This window comes from Hamadaea tsunoensis DSM 44101, assembly GCF_000428945.1.
Classification (GTDB): domain Bacteria; phylum Actinomycetota; class Actinomycetes; order Mycobacteriales; family Micromonosporaceae; genus Hamadaea; species Hamadaea tsunoensis.
This window is the reverse complement of the sequence record NZ_AUAX01000004.1, coordinates 19,286-37,143: the sequence shown is the minus strand read 5'-3', so window position 1 is coordinate 37,143 and position 17,858 is coordinate 19,286. Positions and strand designations below refer to the sequence as shown.

The following is a 17,858-nucleotide window of genomic DNA, read 5'->3' as shown; positions in this document are numbered from 1 at the left end:
CGTACGCTCTACGGCATGAATCTCGACGATCTTCCGCCGGCCCAGTTCGGGTTTCCCGGGCCGCTGCGGGACCAGTTGGTGGCGGCGATCCTGTCCGGTGCGAAGACCACGACGTCCGCCCTGGCGGTCGGATACGAGTACGACGACGAGCCGCTGCCCACCGCCGGCGAGCGCATGGCGGTCCTCGATTCGCAGGACCGGCGGGTCGCCGCGATCGAACTGACCGAGGTACGCGTGGTCCGGCTCGCCGACGTGGACCTGCGGCACGCCGTCGACGAGGGTGAGGGTGACGAGTCGGTGGCGCAGTGGCGGGCCGGGCACGAGCAGTTCTGGCACGGCCCCGAGGTCCGCGCGGAACTCGGCGCGGATTTCACCGTGGACGACGACACCCTCGTCGTGGCCCAGCGCTTCCGGCTGCTGGACCTCGGCCCGGACGAGCACTGACCGCGTCCCCCGCCGGGTTGCCCTGGCCGGCGGGGCGAGGGGCGTAGGCTGAGGGCGTGGATCAAGAGGATCGGATCGCCCTCTTCCTGGACTACGAGAATCTCGCGATCGGCGCGCGGGAGCATCTCGGCGGGATGACGTTCGACCTGCGGCCGATCGCGGACGCGCTCGCCGAACGGGGCCGGGTGATCGTGCGGCGCGCGTACGCGGACTGGTCGTATTTCGACGAGGACCGCCGGCTGCTGACCCGGTCGCATGTGGAGTTGATCGACATTCCGCAGCGCATGGGTGCTTCGCGGAAGAACTCGGCCGACATCAAGATGGCCGTCGACGCGCTGGAGCTGGCGTTCGAGCGGGACTACATCTCGACGTTCGTGTTCGGCACGGGCGACAGCGACTTCACCCCGCTGGTCCACAAGCTGCGCGAGCTCAACAAGCGGGTGATCGGCTTCGGCGTGGAGCGGACGACGTCGGCCATGCTGCCGCCGGCCTGCGACGAATTCCTCTACTACGACCGGCTGGAGGGCGTCGAGATCCCCCCGGCGCGTACGCGTACCACCCGGCCGGCCCGGGCGGCGGAACCGGCGGCGCCGGCACCCGCGGCGGAGCCTGAGGTCGAGGTCCACGCCGAGGAGGACACCAACGCCCGCGACATCGACTCGCTCGCCGTGAGCGTGGCGCAGACGGTCGCCGGCATGCAGGGCAGTTCCGGCGGCCCGGTCAGCGCCTCGACCCTCAAGCGAACGCTGCTGCGCAAGGACCCGACGTTCAACGAGGCGGACTACGGCTTCCGGGCGTTCGGGGAGCTGCTGCGCTATCTCGCCGAGCACAACATCGTCGAGCTGGTGTCGGGCTCAGCCCAGGGCGATCCCCAGGTCTCGCTGCCCGAGCACGGCGACCGGGAGGCGGCCTTCGGGCTGCTGCGGACGGTCGTGACGGAGCTGACGCGGACCGGGCCGGTAGCCCTGTCGGGCTTGAAGAACCAGTTGCGCCGCACGGAACCCGACTTCAGCGAGAAGAAGCTCGGCTACCGCAGTTTCCTGCAGTTCTGCAAGGCGGCGGCGACCAGCGGGACGGTCGACCTGCGGTGGGACGCCGGCGCCGACGACTACCTGCTGACCATCCCCGTACGCGCCTGACCGCGGCCAGGTCGGTTGCGCTTCCACGGAGAGGCACTCCTCGACACTTCGAGCAGCGCGAAATTGCGCGACCGCGCCATCGACCCTCCCCATCGTCACATATCAATCATTGAGGGCAGCCTACAACGCATCGACGCCGGACACAGGCGTGGAAGCCGTCCGGGGGGACGGCTTCCACGAGGTCTGCGGTGATGCTCAGCAGCGCGGGACTCCCGGGATGAAGCCGTCGCTGCCGGTGAGGACGTACGCGTCGGCCACGTACTTGTTGGTGCCGATGCGGTCCCAGATGTTGCTGGTGCCGTAGGTCCCGGTGACCGTGGTTCCGGTCGCCTGGCAGTAGACCGAGACACCCGCGCCGTTGGCCAGCGAACCGGCGACGGCGTACCCGGTGCCGGGGCCCGAGCGGATGTTGAGGGAGCCGCTGACGTTCACCGTGCCGGTACCGATGCCGGTGACGCCGTTGACCAGCTGCATGTAGTACGTCCAGTTCCAGTACTGGCCCGGGTCGGTGTGCGTCGCGCTGGGCACCTCGATGTGCCCGATGATGTGCGACCGGTCGCGCGGGATGGCGTACTTGGTGGTGAGGCTGCGGGTGAGGGCGGCCGAGGAGCGGTACATCGCGTCGGTGAACCAGCTCGGGTCGTCGATGTAGCCCTCGTGCTCGATGCCGATCGCCTGGGTGTTGTAGGTCCAGTTCCCGGCGTGCCAGGCGATGTCCTTCTCGCGGACGGACTGGGTGATCGCGCCGTCCGACGAGCGGACGACGTAGTGGGCGCTCACCTGCGCGGCCGGGTTCTGGAACCAGCTGATCGAGCCGGCGTACGAGCCCTGGGTCACGTGGATGACGATGTAGTTGATGTTGTAGTCGGTCTCCCGGTTCGCCACGGTGTAGTTGCTGGTGCTCGCGGGCGCCCAGGCCGCCGGGCCGTAGTCGGCGCTGTCCAGCGACGCGCGCGCCGTCGCCAGGGTTCCCCGCTGCGGTGCGACCGCGCGGGCGGTCACGCTCACGCCCTTCGCCGGTACGCCGAATCCCGTGGCCAGCAGGTCGTACACCGTGTCGGCGTACAGGCGGGCGACGCTGGGATCGGTGGCGCCGCCGTATCTGGCGACGGCCGCGTACCAGTTGTCGACACTGTCGCGCTGGGCGGTCTTGAGGTCGGCGGCGTAGGAGCGCAGGACCGCGGCGGCGCCGAGGATGTTGGCCGCCTGGTTGTTCTCCAATGTGGATGCCTTCAGGCCGGTCAGGCGGCTCGCCTCGGCGAGGGTGTGCACCGCCGGGTTGCCGGTCAGGTTCATCACGCCGTAGCCGCCGGCGGCGCTGGGCGTACCGGCGTGGCCGTCGAGGTGGGTCTCGGCGTACCCGATCGCGATCAGGAGGTCGCGCGGTACGCCGTAGCGCGTGGCGGCCGCGTCGAAGGCGGCGGTCAGCGAACCGGTCGACGCCGGCGTGCTGGCGACCGTCAGCGCGTCCGGGGCGACCGGCGCGGCGGCGGCGCTCGCGGGTGGCGCGGCGACGCCGGCGGCCAGGATCAGGGCGCCGAGCATGAAGGTGGCGCGGCGGGTGGGCGGCACGGTCACGGCGGTTCTCCCATCTTATCGAATGATCTCAATTGACAATGTGCGCCGAACTGTACAACCGAGCATCATCGATGTCGAGAGCCGGAGCGCATTAACATGCGGCCGTGAAACCGTTACGCCGCAATGTTAATAACGACAGCGACGCTGATTCGGCGCCACCTCCGGTTGACCTTTGCGGATCTTGTGTGCAGAATGCCACCCAAGATCGATCGAACGTCCAGATTGGAGTGATCCGTTGAAGCGATCCCTGAGGGGCGGCCTGCTCGCCGCGACCGCCGCGCTCGGCTCGGCGCTGCTGATGCCCGCGACCGCGCAGGCGGCGGGCACCCCCGACACCACCATCTACATCACCAACAGCTTCACCAACGTGGCCTCGATGGGCTTCCACGACGACGGCGACAAGTTCACGGTGTGCGACCTGTACGCCGACGGCCACGGCGTACGCGGATACCTGTACTACGCCGGTGACCTGGTGTCGTCGCTGTACAACGGCTCGGGTTCGGGCAGCTGCAAGAGCTTCACCTACGACGTCAAGGCCGCGGCCGGCGGGTACGACATGTGGGTGTGCCTGGTGGACGGTTCCGGCGACACGACCGGCAGCGACTGCTCGTACAAGCAGATCTCCGAGTAGGCGGGACCCGGATGCGCAACCGACGCACGGCGTACGCCGTCCTGGCCGTGCTCCTGACCGTCACCCCGTTCGTCGCGCCCGCCGCGGCGTCGGCGGCCGTGACGCCGGAGAAGGACTACGCCGTCGCGGGCAGCCCGCCGGCCGGTCTGCCCTGCCACACCATCGCCGGTGCCACCGCCTGCTACGAGCTCTCCGGCGACAAGTGGTGGGTCCGCGACAACGAGAACGACGGCGCGTCCGCGGTCGCCGACTGGCTGAACTACCAGAACGGCAACCTCTACCGGTCGGGCCAGTGCATCAACGCGCTGGGCCACGGCAAGTGGGGCGTCTGCAACAAGAACTACTACGAGTCCAGCCGGGTCGTGGCGCGTACGTGCGTCGTCGACTATTCCGCCGGCGGCGCCGACTGCTCGGACGCCTGGGTCGCCCAGGCCGGCTCGATCGAGGCCTGAGTCCTCCGCGCGTGGGGCCGCGGGTGCGGCCGCCCCCACGCGTCCGGCCGATCCCCCTCCGGTCCCTGGTGGACCCGACCGCAACGAAGGAGAACCCATGTTCCACCGACGCACGGCGTACGCCGCCGTGGCGATGCTCGTCGCCCTGCTGGGCCTGATCGTCGCGCCCGCACCGGCCATGGCCGCGCCGACCCCCGAGATCGACTACGCCGTCGACGTCCCGCTGGACGCCGCGGTCTACTGCTACGCCATCACCGGCGCCAAGGTGTGCTACGAGCTCGCCGGCGACAAGTGGTGGGTCCAGGACACCGCCAACGACAGCGCGTCGGCCGTCGCCGACTGGCGCAACTACATCGGCGGCACCCTGTACCGGCAGGGCAAGTGCATCAACTCGCTCGGCCACGGCAAGTGGGGCCTGTGCAACAAGAACTACTACGAGACGAGCGGGCTGACCGTGCGCGCCTGTGTCATCGACTACTCGGCGGGCGACTACACCGTCTGCTCGAACTTCGTCGAGGTGCAGACCCCCGTCGGCGAGGCGTAGACCCCGGGTGAGACAGGTGGCGGGCCCGCCCGTCACCTGCGTGCGTGACAGCCCCGGGAAAGGTCGGCGACAGCGGGCCCGGACATCCTCCGGGCAATGACTTCCCAGGAGGACCGCCATGCCGGCATTCGCCACCCCGACGCCGATCTCCGCGACGGTCGACCTCATGCTCGGCGACGTCCGCTTCGTCGCCGGCCCGCGCGCCGACACCGTCGTCGAGATCCACCCCGTCGATCCGTCACGCACGCTCGACGTCGAGGCCGCCGCGCACACCACCGTCGAGTACGCCGACGGCCGCCTGTCGGTCCGCCAGCCGCGCCTGCGCACGATGTTCGCCCGCCGCTACGGCTCGGTACGCGTACTCGTCGACCTGCCGGCCGGGTCGGACGTGTCGGCGAAGACCGCCGAGGGCGAGTGCGTCGTGCAGGGCACGGTCGGCTCGTGCCGGCTCAGCACCGCCATCGGGGACATCCGCGTGGCCCAGGCGGCCGACGTGCTGCTGCGGACCGCCGGCGGCCGGGTGATCGTCGACCACGTGACGGGACCGGCCGACATCCGCGGGAACGGCGAGATCCGCGTACGCCGCATCGACGGGGACGCGGTCATCCGCAACATCGGCGCGGGCGGCATCCGGTAGCGGCGGGGTTCACCCGGCCAGGGTGAGGTCGGCCAGCTCGTTCCAGTCCCGCTGCCGCCCCTCGCGGACGGCCGCCTCGTACGCGGTCTCGCCGAGGCGGTCGCGGGCCGTGGCGGCGATCCGGCGGGCGTCGGGCTGCGACCGGTCGGCCGTGCCGCGTACGGCGTCGCCGGCCGCGAGCAGGCGGACGGCCTGCTCGTCCTGGCCCTGCCGCTGGGCGACGTCCGCGATGCCGATGAGCACCTGCGCGATCATCGGCCGGTGTCCCAGTTGGACGGACACGGCCAGCGCCTCCGCCCGGCAGGCGCGGGCCTCGTCGAGGTCGGCGGTCAGGTAGCCGCGCAGGTCCAGGAGCGTGACGTCGATGCCGGTCCGGCTGCCGTCGCGGCTGGCGGGGATGGTCGCTAGGTACGCGTTCGCCCGGTCCGGCTCGCCGCGCCAGTAGGCCAGGTGCGCCTTCGCGAAGGCCAGTTCGGCGACCGTGGCCGGCCAGGCGAGGCCGTCGGCGTACCGGTCGGCCTCGGCCATCGCGGCGGCGCTCGCCGGTTCGTCGCCGAGCAGCCAGTACAGCTGCGCCTGCCGCGCGCGTACGCCGACGACCTCCTCGGTGGAGCCCAGCTCGGTCAGCGCCGCGACGGCCGTGTCGCCGAGTTCGCAGGCCCGGGCGAATTCGCCGCGCATGGCGAGCCGCTCGCCGAGCAGCAGTACCGCCGAGGAGATCCCCCAGCGGTCGCCGAGGGCCCGGAAGTCGGCGAGGGCGACCTCGATATCTGCGTCCACATCGGACTCGCCGCCGACGGCCAGCCGCAGCCGGCCGCGCGCCAGCCGGGCCTGGGCGCGTACCCAGGCGTCGTCGTCGTCGACCAGCGGATCGAAGGCGGACAGGAAATCCGCCGGATCGCTCAGCATCCGCTCCAGCGGCCGGACGAAGCCGAGCAGCGGGTGGCGGTACCCGCCGTGCTCGGCGTACCGGTGCGCGTCGCGGATCCACTGCTGTGCCTGGTACTGGTCGCCGCCGTAGCCGGAGGTCAGGAACATCGACACCATCGTGTACGCGAGCGCGCGGGTCTCGTCGGCCGCCTCGCCGGGCAGCGCGGCGGCCGCGATGCTCAGCTCGGTCCCCTCGGCCCGGTGACCGCTGAGGTACCAGTACCAGCCGGCCGCCGCGGCGAGCCGCATCGCGTCCTGGGCCGCCCCGGCGCTGATCGCCCCGCGCAGGGCCGCGACGATGTTGTCGTGCTCGGCTTCCAGGGTGGCCAGCCATTCCAGCTGCTCGGCCCGGCGCAGGTGCGGATCGGCCCGCTCGGCCAGCTCGGTCGCGTACGCGAGATGCGCCCGAGCGGCGGACTCCGCTTCGCCGGCTTCGGACAGGCGCTGCGACGCGTACTCCTGGATGGTGTTGAGCATGCGGAAGCGCGGCGCGCGATCGCCGTAGGTGAGCAGGAGGGACTTCTCCATCAGGGCGGTCAGCAGGTCGAGGGCGTGCTCGCCGGGCGGGCACACCGACTGCGCGGCCTCGATGCTCGCGCCGCCGGTGAAGACCGACAGGCGGCGCAGCAGCGTGCGTTCGGGCTCGCTGAGCAGGTCCCAGCTCCAGTCGACGACGGCGCGCAGGGTGCGGTGGCGGGCCAGTGCGGTGCGGCTGCCGCCGGTGAGCAGCTGGAAGCGGTCGTCGAGCCGGTCGGCCAGCTGGTCGACGGACATCGTGCGCAGGCGCGCGGCGGCGAGTTCGATGGCCAGCGGCATGCCGTCGAGGGCCCGGCAGATGCGTGCCATGGTCGCCAGCGCGTGCTCGTCGGAGCCGATGTTGCGGCGCACGGCGTCGGCGCGGTCGCGCAGCAGCCGGACAGCCGGCGACGAGCCGATCTCGGCTGGGGCGGCATTGAGGGCCGGCAGGCCGAGGGGTTCGACCTGCCACAGCGCCTCGCCGGTGATGCCGAGCGGTTCGCGGCTGGTCGCCAGGATCCGCAGCCGGCGGCACTCCCCCAGCAGCCGGTCGGCGTACGCGGAGACCTCCTCGATCATGTGCTCGCAGTTGTCGAGGACGAGCAGCATGACGCGGTCGCGGACGGCGGCGATGAACTTGCCGGCCGCGTCGCCGCCGGTGGCGCCGGGCGACTGGTCGCGCAGGCCGATCGCGGTCAGCGTGGCCTGGGCGAGGTCCGCGCCCTCGGGCAGCGGCGCGAGCTCCACCAGCCAGGCGCCGTCGGGCAGGTCGGCGAGCATCGCGCGGGCGGTCTCGGTGGCCAGCCGGGTCTTGCCGGAACCGCCCGCTCCGGTGAGGGTGACCAGCCGGTGCCGGGTGGCCAGCTCGGCGACCGCGGCGACGTCGTCCTCCTTGCCGACGAAGGTGGTCAGCTCGGCGCGCAGGTTCGTCCGGCGGTTCTCGGCCCGGCCGCCGATCTCGCCGCGCAGGACGGCCGTGTGCAGCGCCGACAGCTCGGCCGAGGGGTCGGCGCCGAGCTCGTCGGCCAGCCGCTGCGACAGCTGCTGGTAGGCGGTCATCGCCTCGGCACCCCGGCCGCCCTCGGCGAAGGCGCGCATCAGGGCCGCGACGAATCCTTCGCGCAGCGGATACCGGGCCACGAGATCGGTCAGCTCGGTGACGAGACCGGCGGCGCGGCCGAGGCGTACCTCGGCGTCGACCCGGTCGCCGAGCACCGCCAGGTGACGCTCGTCCAGGGCGACGACGACCGCGTCGAACGCGTCGCTGCCCTGCAGGCCGATGTTCTCCAGCGGCGTACCGCGCCAGAGGTTCAGGGCTTCGCGGAGCAGGTCCACGCGAACGGGGTCCTCGGCGGTACGCGCCTGCGCGACGAGGGTCTCGAACCGGCTGACGTCCACGGCGTCGGGGTCGACGGCGAGCCGGTAGCCGCCGGACTTCGCTTCGAGCGCTCCCTCGGGCAGGGCCTTGCGCAGCCGGGAGACGAGCACCTGCAGGGCGTTGGCCGCGTCGGCGGGCGGCTCCTCGCCCCAGATCCAGTCGACCAGTTTCGCCCGCTGGACGATCCGGTCGGGTTCCAGCGCGAGCGCGGCGACCAGGGCACGGGAGCGGGCGCCCGGGATGTCGACGGCGGTGCCGTCGTCGAGGCGGACGTCGAAGGGGCCGAGCAAACCGATGCGCACGGGGTGATCTTGCCGTATCCGGGGCGGATCCTCCAGAACGGGCGGCCGGGGTCGCCACCTTGGCAGACCCCGGCCCTCTTCCCTAACGCCGGCCGCGCCGGCGCATGTAGTCCTCGCCCATCCGGATCAGCCGTCCTTCGAGCCCGCCGATCGTTGCCGCCGCGGGCGGGAGTTCACCGATCCGCTCGGCGGTGAAGGCGGCCTGCTCGTCGATGGTGAGGTATTCCACCTCCGTGTCGTCGAGGTGCGCGATCCACACCCCGGGGACGATCCAGGCGCTCATCGGATCGACCTGCAACTGGATCACCCAGTGGCCGCGGTCGGCGGTGATGCGTACGCGTATGCCGGTCCCACCGACCGTGCCGGCGAAGATCTGTTCCAGGCCGCCCATGCCGCCGGCGTACTCGGACTCCAGCCGGAAGCGGAGCTCGCCGAGCCGGACCCGGAGGTCTTCGACGGCTTGTGGTGTGCCGACGTCACTCATCAGTCCCTCACCGGCTTGTTGTGCCACGGCGGGCTCATGAAGCCGGACTGGACCTCGTAGCCCCGCGACTCCATGTGCGCTACCTCTCGCAGGAAGAAGCTGCCCGCATGAGCGGGATCGGTCGGATTGTTGGACAGCCGTACGAAGCTGTTGCGCGCGATGGCCTGGTCGAGGAACCTGCTGTTCCTGATCCAGATTTCGCTGCCCATGCCGTCGCCACCGAAACGATCGGTCCGCGCCGACATCACCCGGTAGGGATCGTCGCCGACATTGAAGGTACGCGAGCCGGTCTGCTGTGCCACCCGCAAGTAGTCGGCATGGCGACCGATCGTCACCGAGTTGCTGTTGCCGACTGTGTCGGTGACCGTGCCGTGCGGGTCCACGACGAAGCGCGCTGCCTGCCGGTCCGCGACGTAGCCGTCGCTGCCCACGACGAACCGGGCGTTGTCGCCCGGCCCGGGGTGGGCCGCTCCGCCGCCGGCCGGGTCGCCCGAGCCGCCCCCGGACGATCCCCCGCCGCGCCGGGCGGGCGTCCGCGCCCCGGCCGGTCCCGACGGGGTGTCGCCCTGCTCGTAGCCGCTGACCAGCTTGCCGCCCACGTAGAGCGTGCTGGCCACGACGCCGCTGCCCATCGCGACGCCGGCCGCGGCCCCTGCCTCGGCGGCCGCCGCGGCGAGTCCCGCCGTGGCCGCCATGGTGGCGCCGCCGCCGATCGCCCCCGCGCTCGCGGAGGCCGCCGCCTGCATCATGACCGGGATCGCGGCCGGTACCGCGATGGCCACGGCGATGACCGCCACCACCGCGACCGTCACCGCGGCGACCTTGAGGATCTTTCCCCAGTTCCACTTGGTGCCCGCGGGATCCGACAGGGTGATCGGGTTGTTGTTGCTATAGGTGTACGCGTTGAGCTGCTGCGGATCGCTCGACGCGAATTCGGGGTCGACCGAGATGAACCGGCCGGTCGCCGGGTCGTACTCGCGGGCACCGAGATGGGTGAGCCCGGTGTTGTCGTTCGTGCCGCCGACGAACCCCTTGTCCATGCTCGACGGCCAGGTCCCGCTGCCGGTACGCGTGCCGCCGAACGGGTTCTCGCGCCGGACCGCGACCGCCTGCGTGACGGCGTTGACCGAGATCTCGGCGGTGCCGTGGTGGTCACCGGACAGCCAGGTCAGCCCGGCCGCGGAGCGTACGCCGATCTGCTCGCCGGCGTGCGTGTAGTACCGGGTCGCGGTCTTCACGCCGCCGCTGTCGCGCAGTTCCTGGCCCGGCAGGTACAGCGTGGTCCCCGCCGGGTCGGTACGCGTCAGCCGCGCCTCGTCCGCGTCGTACACGTACGAGGTGAGGCCGGCCACCTCGGACACCGAGTCCAGGTGGCCGTCGTTGTCCCAGGTCAGCGTCTGTCCGGCCCGGGTCTTGGTGTTGCCGGCCGCGTCGTAGGTCCAGGCGGCCGTGGTCGTGCCGGTGCTGTCGGTCGTCGACCGGGACGCCAGTTTGTGCGTACCGGGGGCGATCGTGTAGCTGGTGGTCCGGTCACCGGCCGGCGTGGCGTGCTCGATCAGCGACGTGCGGTCGCCGATCAGGTCGTAGCCGTACGACTGCCAGTACGGCGCCGGTCCGCCGAGGCCGCCGGCGGTGGGTGCCGCCGCGCAGTCCCCGGCGGCCGGGGTCCAGGCGTCCGTCATCCGGCGCAGGTAGTCGGCCCGGAAGCACTGGGTGTCCCCGGAGACGACGTCGGCGACCTTCGTGACGTTGCCCGCGTCGTCGTAGGAGTAGCGGACGTCGGCCACCGACGTCGGGGACGTCTGCTTCGCGGTCCAGATCTGCGACAGCCGCCGGGTGTCGGTCTCGTAGGTGCGGGTGACCCCGACGACGTTGCCGTTGTTGTTGCGCAGCGTGTAGCTGCCCAGCTCGCCGAACGAGGTGTACGCGGTCGTGGTGACCAGGTCGGTCTCGGCCGTGGTGCCGTAGCCGGACCGCAGCGTCGCCGCCCGCCCGAGCGCGTCGTAGCCGTACTTGAGCGTCTCCTGCTTGAGGTCGCCGGCGGCCGGAATCCGCAGCGTGGCCGGCGAACCGTCCTGGTTGTAGGTGTAGGCGTAGGTGTACGTCCCGCCGACGGTGGTGCCCGGGATCGTGTACTGGACGCTGGTCGGCTGGTAGTCGGTGGTGAGCCCCAGCGTCTCGGTCACGTACGCGTCGGTGCCCTTGTACCGGGTGGTGGAGGTGAGCTGCCCCAGGGCGAGAGTGTCGTAGGTCCACTCGGCCCGTTTCGGCCCGGTCGCGGAACCGTCCCGCACGCTCGTCTTGCGGCCCAGGGTGTCGTAGGTGTACGCGAGCGTCACGTTCCGGGCGTCGGTGGCGGTCAGCTGGTCGCCGAACACGTCGAACGTCGCGGTACTGCCGCCCTTGTCCGGATCCGATGTGGACAGGACGTTGTTGAACAGGTCGTACGTGTAGTCCCAGTGGTTCCCGGCCGGATCGGTGACCCGGGCGAGCTTGTCCTTGGCGGTGTACGCGTACGTCGTCAGGTCGTAGCCGGCCCGGTCGGCCGAACCGGCGGCCACACCCGGGTGGTACTGGCGCAGTTCGGCCGTACGCCCGTGCGCGTCGATCACCTTCGAGGTGGCCGTCTCCCCCGCGGGCGGGGTCGTGTCGATCCGGTCGCCGCCGAAGCCGGTGGTCGTACGCCACCGCTCGGTGCCGCCCGGACTGCCGCCCGGTGGGACGTTGAGCTTGCGGACCGACACCAGAACGCGCGCCGCCCCGTCGTACACGGACTCGGTGGCGACCGGGATCACGTCGGTGGAGGTGATCAGGCCGGTGCCCACCGGCAGCGTCGACAGGTACGGCTCGGACACCCGCCACACCCGCCCGGCCGTGTCGTACCAGGAGTCGACGAGGACCGCGTTCGGGCCGCCGGAGCCGTCCGCGTTCTGCGTCTGGCGCAGCCGCAGCAGGCCGTCGTACAGGCTCTGCGAGACCGCGTACCCGCCCGACGGGGTGAGCGTGCGCGTCGTCACCGCCGTCGGCGCGGTACCGGTGACCAGGTAGGAGTAGCTGAGGCTGGCCGACTGGCCGCCGGAGCGGTCCCGCCCCGGCTTCCACACCGCGGTGGTACGCCCGAGACCGTCATAGGCCCACTCGGTCCGGCGCAGGTTCTGGTCGGTCTCGACCAGGGTCGAACCCCACGCCGGGGCGACCGTCTTCGACGTCTTCCAGCCCAGCGGCAGGGTGGTGTCGACCTGCGTCACCGGTCCGCCCGCCACCGGGGTGTACGCCGTCGTCGTGACGTTCCCGCGCACGTCGGTGTCGGTGAGCACCCGCCCGTACGCGTCGTACGTACGCGTCTCGGCCAGGTACGCGGGGCTGCCGCCGTTGTACGCCTTCAGCGTCTCCAGCCGGGTCACGTTCCCGGTGACCGGCGCGGCCGCGTACGCCTGCCCGTCGTAGGAGCTGCGCGCGTCGGAGACGACGTCGGCGTCGGTGAGACCGCCCGCGTCGACCCGTGCGCAACTGGTCGCGAAGGTGCGGATCCGCTGCGGCGAGGCGACGATCCACGCCGTGGTGTTGCGGGCGTAGTCGGTGAGGACGCACTGCTCGTCCCCGGTGACCGCGTCGTCGCCGCGGTCCTCGGCCCGGGTCGGCGCCCCGTACGCGTCGAACACGGTCGTCTCGCTCGTGGTCCGGTTGCCCCGCCCGCCGTCCAGCGCGGTACGCGTATACGTGCCGGCGACGCCGACGTGGCGCGCGTACACGGTGGTGCCGTTGATCGTGCGGGTGGCCGTCGGGCCGGACTGCCACGGCGCGTACGACTCCGCCGACACCTCGGCCCCGCCGGGACCGTTGTAGGTGATCTTCTCCCGGGGCATGCCCGCGTACGCGTCCTCGTCGGTGACCGCCGGTGCCGCCCCGGCCGCCGCGAGCTGGCCGCCCATGCCGCGGAAGTACCGGTTCTCGGCCGAGGTCTGCGCGCCCGGATCGCCCTTGGTCTCGCGGACGGCGGCGTACCCGCGCCAGACCGACCAGGTCTTGTAGTCGGTGCCGACGATGCCGTCGTCGTCGGTGTAGTGCCAGGCGGGATCGCCGAGGTAGTCGTACTTCGTGATCGTGCGCGGCGAACCCGCGGTGGTCAGGTCGGTCTCGGTGACCACGCGGACCACGTACTTGTGGAAGTAGTCGAGGATCGGCGCGGTCTTGCCGTCCGGGATCCACTTCACCGGGTAGCACAGCAGGTGGTTGCCCGCGAGGTTGTTCGCGTCGGGCATCCGGCTGCCCGCGACGCAGTCCGGGTCGGAGTAGGTGACCTCGATCCGGGCGCCGAACTCGGTGTTGATGTCCTTGACCCGCCACCAGTTCATCGCGGTGTAGCCGTCGGTCGTGGTGTCGACCCGGTTGTTGAGCTGGACACCGGTGAACGTGGTGTCGGGCAGGCCCGCCGCGGTCCCGACGAGGCCGGAGTGCGAGATCCGGTCGAGCCAGAGTCCGGCGCGCGTACCGTCGCCGGGGTTCGGGAACGACTGCGACAGCGTCCACGACTCGACGTCCGCGCCACCCGTCCGCGTGGTCACCTTCGCCAGCCGCTTCGTCGTCCAGAAGGTCGGCGTGTAGTGCTGGCACGGGCTGGCCGTGCACTCCTGGTCCCACGGGACGTCCGGCCAGTGCGTACCGTCGTGGGTCGAGCAGCCCGCGAGGCAGCGGTCGGCGGTGTCGAAGACGACCTGCATCGGTGCGGTCTCGGTGCGGTCGGTACGCGTACCGTAGTCGATCCTGTTCAGGTACGCGCCGCGGTCGTAGGTCACCACGTCGGTGTCCTTGAGGTTGCGGGCGTACTTGTTGGTCTCCTTGGTGTAGACGTAACTCATCGAGTTGCCGCGGGTGTCCACGACGTGGTCGAGATTCCACCGGTACGCCTGCGTGCAGAACGAGTTCGCGAACGCGCTCGCGTGGCACGGCTCGCCCGCCTGGTTGCCCGCGACCGTGACGGTCAGCGCGGTCGCGGCGTTGTCGCCGAACCAGTACTGCGTCCCGTCCGTGGTGGTCGCCACCCAGTACTCGCCGTTGCGGGCACCGTTGGCGGCACCGGTCTTCCGCTCGATCCGCGTCCCGTCGTCGGTACGCAGATGCCAGCTGCCCGACCCGTCGACCAGCAGATCACCGGCGTGCCCGGACATCGCCAGGGTGGCGTTGTCGGTCGCCCAGCACAGGTCGCCGGTCTTCGTGGAGTTGTTGCCCCCGCTCATGTCGTCCACGCAGGCCCGGTACTTGCGCTCGATGTAACCGCTGTCCAGGTCGAACCCCTCGCCGACCCAGCTCGGCTGGTTGTTCGAGGCGGCCATCTGCCCGTCCACACTGGAGGACGAGTAGCTCAGCGCGACCGACGGCGCCGGGCCGCCCAGCGCGGGCGGCGAGCGCATCGGGTAGCTCCACGAGAAGTCGCCCGCGTTGCCGCCCGCCGTCCAGGTCCCCGACGACGACAGCGCCGTCGCGGAGTAGTCCCCGGAGCTGCCGGCGGCCCCGGCGGACAGCGCCATCAGCGCCGTCTGCTTCGTCGAGGTGAGGCCGACGGTCGCCGAGACCGTCCGGCTGCCCGCATCGTTGTCCGACCCGACCGGCCGCCCGTGGCACGCCGCGAGCTGCGGCGTCGTCAACGCGCACTCGGGCAGCTCGGTCAACCGCAGCCGCTGCGCCCAGTCCCCTCCGTACGCCCACTGGAACGCCGAGTAGTCGACGCTCACCGTGGCCGCGCCCGGCGAGGACAGGTTCGCGACCCGGAACAGCAGCGCGTCCGCCCCCGCCTTCGCCGCGGTGGCATGGTCGAACACCTGCACGCGTACGCGCGCCGCGGCGTCGGCGGTGCGGGAACCCGTTGGCGTGGCCCGCCGGATCAAGACCGGCGAACTGCCGGCACCGGCCCGGGTCGCCGACAGGCTGGTCGCGGTCAGGTCGACGTCCGCGGTCGACGCCGCCGGCCATACCGGGGCGGCACCGCGGAACGGCGTACCGGTCGCCTTCCACTCGGACCTGCGCGCCGGACCGCGTACTCCCGGGACGGGCTTCTCCTGCTGTACGCCGTGCGGCCGGAACGGCGCGGCGGCAGCGGGCGGCGCGCCCATCATCGCCGCGAGAAGTGAGGTGGAAAGGGTCGTGATCAAAGCAGCGGTCCAGCGTCTACGCCGCAGCGGACGCCCGGACACGACGACAGCCATAGATGAACAGCCTCCCAGGCACACGGGTCACATGTCGCTCGGAAGCTAGGTCGAAGCGCTTGACGGGCGCTGCAATCGCGCTGTCACGGCAGGTAGGGCGATCGCATCCAGCCATGGGCAAGCCTTGCCGCTCCACGGGGTCGAAGGGGACGGCCGGGCCCCGATCGACGCCGATCCCGCAGGTCTTCGGCGGCCCACAAGATGCCAGAGATAAGTGTTATGCGAGCCCGCCGTTGTTTGCTGCATGCAGGGCGAAGGTGCTGAGCTGGCCCGCCACGAAAGCGACTACGGCATTCCTTTTCCGCCATGCCGCGTACGCTCGGTCACGTCTTGATAGCCATCCGACATTCTGGCAGTCTCGTCCACTGTCGATGGAACATTCCACCTCCCGTCCAATTCTTTTGACGAAGCGCGGACGACGGGATGTGAACGTTCACACCGCCCACGTCGACCCGCCGTCGGTACGCCCACCGCCCCCGGCTTCCTGACGACGCGCTCTCGCATCCACCGTGGACCGGAGGTCTGTCCATGCCCGCCCAGCCGTACAGCCGACGTACCTTCCTGACCGCCCTCGGCCTTTCCGGGACGGCCCTCACCGGCGTGTCCGCCCTGCGACTCGCGGCCGCGGCCGCGGCGATTCCCGGCCCCGCGTCGTACAACGCGACCTGGTCGTCGGTCGACCAGCACCCGGCGGCGCCGGAATGGTTCCAGGACGCCAAGTTCGGGATCTACTACCACTGGGGCGCGTTCAGCGTCCCCGCGTTCGGAAACGAGTGGTACCCCCGCAACCTGTACATCGCCGGCTCCAACGAGAACAACCACCACAAGAGCGTCTACGGCGATCCCTCGGTATGGCCGTACCACAACTTCATCAACGGAGCCAACGACAAGGCCGGCAACTTCGTGCAGTTCGCACCGAAGCTCGTCTCGGCGGGCGGGCGGTTCGACCCCGGCGACTGGGCGCAGCTGTTCGTCGACGCCGGTGCGAAGTTCGCCGGCCCGGTCGCCGAACACCACGACGGCTTCTCGATGTGGAACAGCACCGTCAACGAATGGAACTCCGTGGCCCGAGGGCCGCGCCTGGACCTGCTGCGCCTGCACGCCGACGCGATCCGGGGCAAGGGCCTCAAGCTGCTCGTGGCGATGCATCACGCGTACAACTTCAACGGCTACTACGACCACGTCCCCGCCCAGTCGACGACCAGCCTGAAGAAGCTGTACGGCCAGCTGGACACGACGTCGGAGAACCAGCTGTGGTACGACAAGCTGCGCGAGGTCGTCGACGGCTACCAGCCCGACATCCTGTGGGAGGACTTCGACCTCACCCGGGTCACCGAGGCGCAGCGGCTGAACTTCCTGTCCTACTACTACAACCGGGCCGTGTCCTGGAACAAGGAAGTCGTCGCCAGCTACAAGGACGGCTACGACAACGCGGGCGAGGTGTTCGACTACGAGCGCGGCGGTCCCGCCGGGCTGCAGACCCCGTACTGGCTGACGGACGACAGCATTTCCAGCTCCAGCTGGTGCTACACCGTCGGCATCGGCTACTACCCGCTCAACGCGATGGTGCATTCGCTGATCGACCGCGTCAGCAAGAACGGCAACATGCTGCTCAACATCGCCCCGATGGCCGACGGCACCATCCCCTCCGGGCAGCGCAGCGTCCTGCTCGGCATCGGGGATCACCTCAAGCGGTTCGGTGAATCGATCTACGCCACCCGGGCCTGGACCTCGTTCGGCGAAGGCCCGACGCAGATGGGCGGCGGCTCGTTCACCACACCCCGGGCGGGTACCAGTGCCGACATCCGGTTCACCCGCGACAAGGCCAACACGGTCCTGTACGCCACGGTGCTCGGCTGGCCGGGCAGCACCTTGACCGTCACGACACTCGCCGGCGGCCGGATCGACCTGTCCAGCCTGACGCGCGTCCAGTTGCTCGGCTCGACGGCCGGCAGCTACATCGATCTGCCCACGCGGTCGCAGGACGGCTCCGGGCTGCATATCGGCATGCCCTCGGCCAACGCGCCGTTCACGGCCCTCGCGTACGTGGTCAAGCTGACGTTCTCCGGCCAGATTCCCACTCTGACCAGCGGCGGCCGGCTCCCCACCGGCTGGGTACGCCTCATGAACGTCACCAACGGTCTTGCCCTCGACAGCGGCGGCAGCGTCGCGTCGGGGTCGGCGGTCAAGGAGTGGACCTGGGACGGCAGCACCAACCTGCAATGGCAGCTCGTCGATGCCGGTGGCGGCTTCTACCGGGTGCTCAACCGCACCAACGGCATGGTCCTCGACAGCTGGGGTGCCACCGGCAACGGCGTCAACGTGCGGCAGGCCGCCTGGAACGGCGGCGTCAACCAGCAATGGCAGCTCAACAGCATGGGCAACGGCCGGTATCAGCTCGTCAACCGGGGCACCGGCACCGCCCTCGACGGCCGCGGAGCGCAGCCCTCGGGAACCGCGGTCGGCCTGTGGACACCCGACTCGAGCACCAATCTGCAGTGGACTCTCATCGCACTGTGAGCCGTACCGGTCTTCCGGTGCCTGCCGCCCGGCGAGGACCGCCGGGCCGCCGAAGCCCCCCGTCCCGGTCCGTCACCGAGCGCCCGCTCGGCGACAACCG

At 70.9% G+C, this 17,858-nt stretch carries 11 protein-coding genes; 7 read left to right on the top strand and 4 right to left on the bottom strand.

Annotated elements, in window-relative coordinates; translation table 11 throughout:
- Positions 1-15: 15 nt before the first annotated feature.
- Both G401_RS0107660 and G401_RS0107655 read left to right on the top strand, forming a co-directional pair.
- Positions 16-444, top strand: a complete 429-nt coding sequence (locus tag G401_RS0107660; RefSeq protein ID WP_027342041.1) for an ASCH domain-containing protein — start codon at positions 16-18, stop codon at positions 442-444.
- A gap of 56 nt (positions 445-500) precedes the next feature.
- Positions 501-1,583 carry a PIN domain-containing protein gene (locus tag G401_RS0107655; RefSeq protein ID WP_027342040.1) on the top strand — a complete coding sequence of 361 codons (1,083 nt, stop codon included), beginning with the start codon at positions 501-503 and terminating at the stop codon, positions 1,581-1,583.
- A 195-nt stretch (positions 1,584-1,778) separates the two neighbouring features.
- On the opposite strand, the gene G401_RS44150 is transcribed toward G401_RS0107655, so the two are convergent.
- Positions 1,779-3,161 carry an N-acetylmuramoyl-L-alanine amidase gene (locus G401_RS44150; RefSeq protein WP_051366340.1) on the bottom strand — a complete coding sequence of 461 codons (1,383 nt, stop codon included), beginning with the start codon at positions 3,159-3,161 and terminating at the stop codon, positions 1,779-1,781.
- A 235-nt stretch (positions 3,162-3,396) separates the two neighbouring features.
- Here G401_RS44150 and G401_RS52445 point away from each other — a divergent pair, with 235 nt between their 5' ends.
- The 4 genes from G401_RS52445 (at position 3,397) to G401_RS44130 (ending at position 5,425) form a co-directional block, all read left to right on the top strand.
- Positions 3,397-3,792, top strand: a complete 396-nt coding sequence (locus G401_RS52445) for a hypothetical protein (RefSeq protein WP_051366339.1) — start codon at positions 3,397-3,399, stop codon at positions 3,790-3,792.
- A gap of 11 nt (positions 3,793-3,803) precedes the next feature.
- Positions 3,804-4,244 (top strand): hypothetical protein, encoded by a 441-nt coding sequence (locus G401_RS44140; protein ID WP_051366338.1) that lies wholly within the window; start codon positions 3,804-3,806, stop codon positions 4,242-4,244.
- 97 nt (positions 4,245-4,341) lie between these two features.
- Positions 4,342-4,788 (top strand): hypothetical protein, encoded by a 447-nt coding sequence (locus G401_RS44135; protein ID WP_051366337.1) that lies wholly within the window; start codon positions 4,342-4,344, stop codon positions 4,786-4,788.
- A gap of 118 nt (positions 4,789-4,906) precedes the next feature.
- Positions 4,907-5,425: a DUF4097 family beta strand repeat-containing protein gene (locus tag G401_RS44130; RefSeq protein WP_051366336.1), complete on the top strand. Its 519-nt coding sequence runs from the start codon at positions 4,907-4,909 to the stop codon at positions 5,423-5,425.
- A 9-nt stretch (positions 5,426-5,434) separates the two neighbouring features.
- Here G401_RS44130 and G401_RS0107625 read toward each other — a convergent pair whose 3' ends face one another.
- The 3 genes from G401_RS0107625 to G401_RS44125 all read right to left on the bottom strand — a co-directional run bounded on the left by G401_RS0107625 (position 5,435) and on the right by G401_RS44125 (position 15,238).
- A complete protein-coding gene (locus G401_RS0107625; RefSeq protein WP_027342039.1) occupies positions 5,435-8,551 on the bottom strand; it encodes a BTAD domain-containing putative transcriptional regulator in 3,117 nt (1,038 codons plus the stop codon).
- Positions 8,552-8,633: 82 nt separating this feature from the next.
- Positions 8,634-9,035, bottom strand: coding sequence for a hypothetical protein (locus tag G401_RS0107620; protein ID WP_027342038.1), 402 nt, complete (start codon positions 9,033-9,035; stop codon positions 8,634-8,636).
- The gene (locus G401_RS44125) at positions 9,035-15,238 is read right to left on the bottom strand and encodes an RHS repeat-associated core domain-containing protein (RefSeq protein ID WP_084556936.1); all 6,204 of its coding nucleotides are present in this window, start codon (positions 15,236-15,238) and stop codon (positions 9,035-9,037) included. The genes G401_RS0107620 and G401_RS44125 overlap by 1 nt, the downstream gene beginning before the upstream one ends.
- A 528-nt stretch (positions 15,239-15,766) precedes the next feature.
- On the opposite strand from G401_RS44125, the gene G401_RS0107610 reads away from it, so the two are divergent.
- On the top strand, positions 15,767-17,758 hold the full coding sequence (locus G401_RS0107610) for an alpha-L-fucosidase (RefSeq protein WP_027342037.1): 1,992 nt from the start codon (positions 15,767-15,769) through the stop codon (positions 17,756-17,758).
- Positions 17,759-17,858 lie beyond the last annotated feature (100 nt).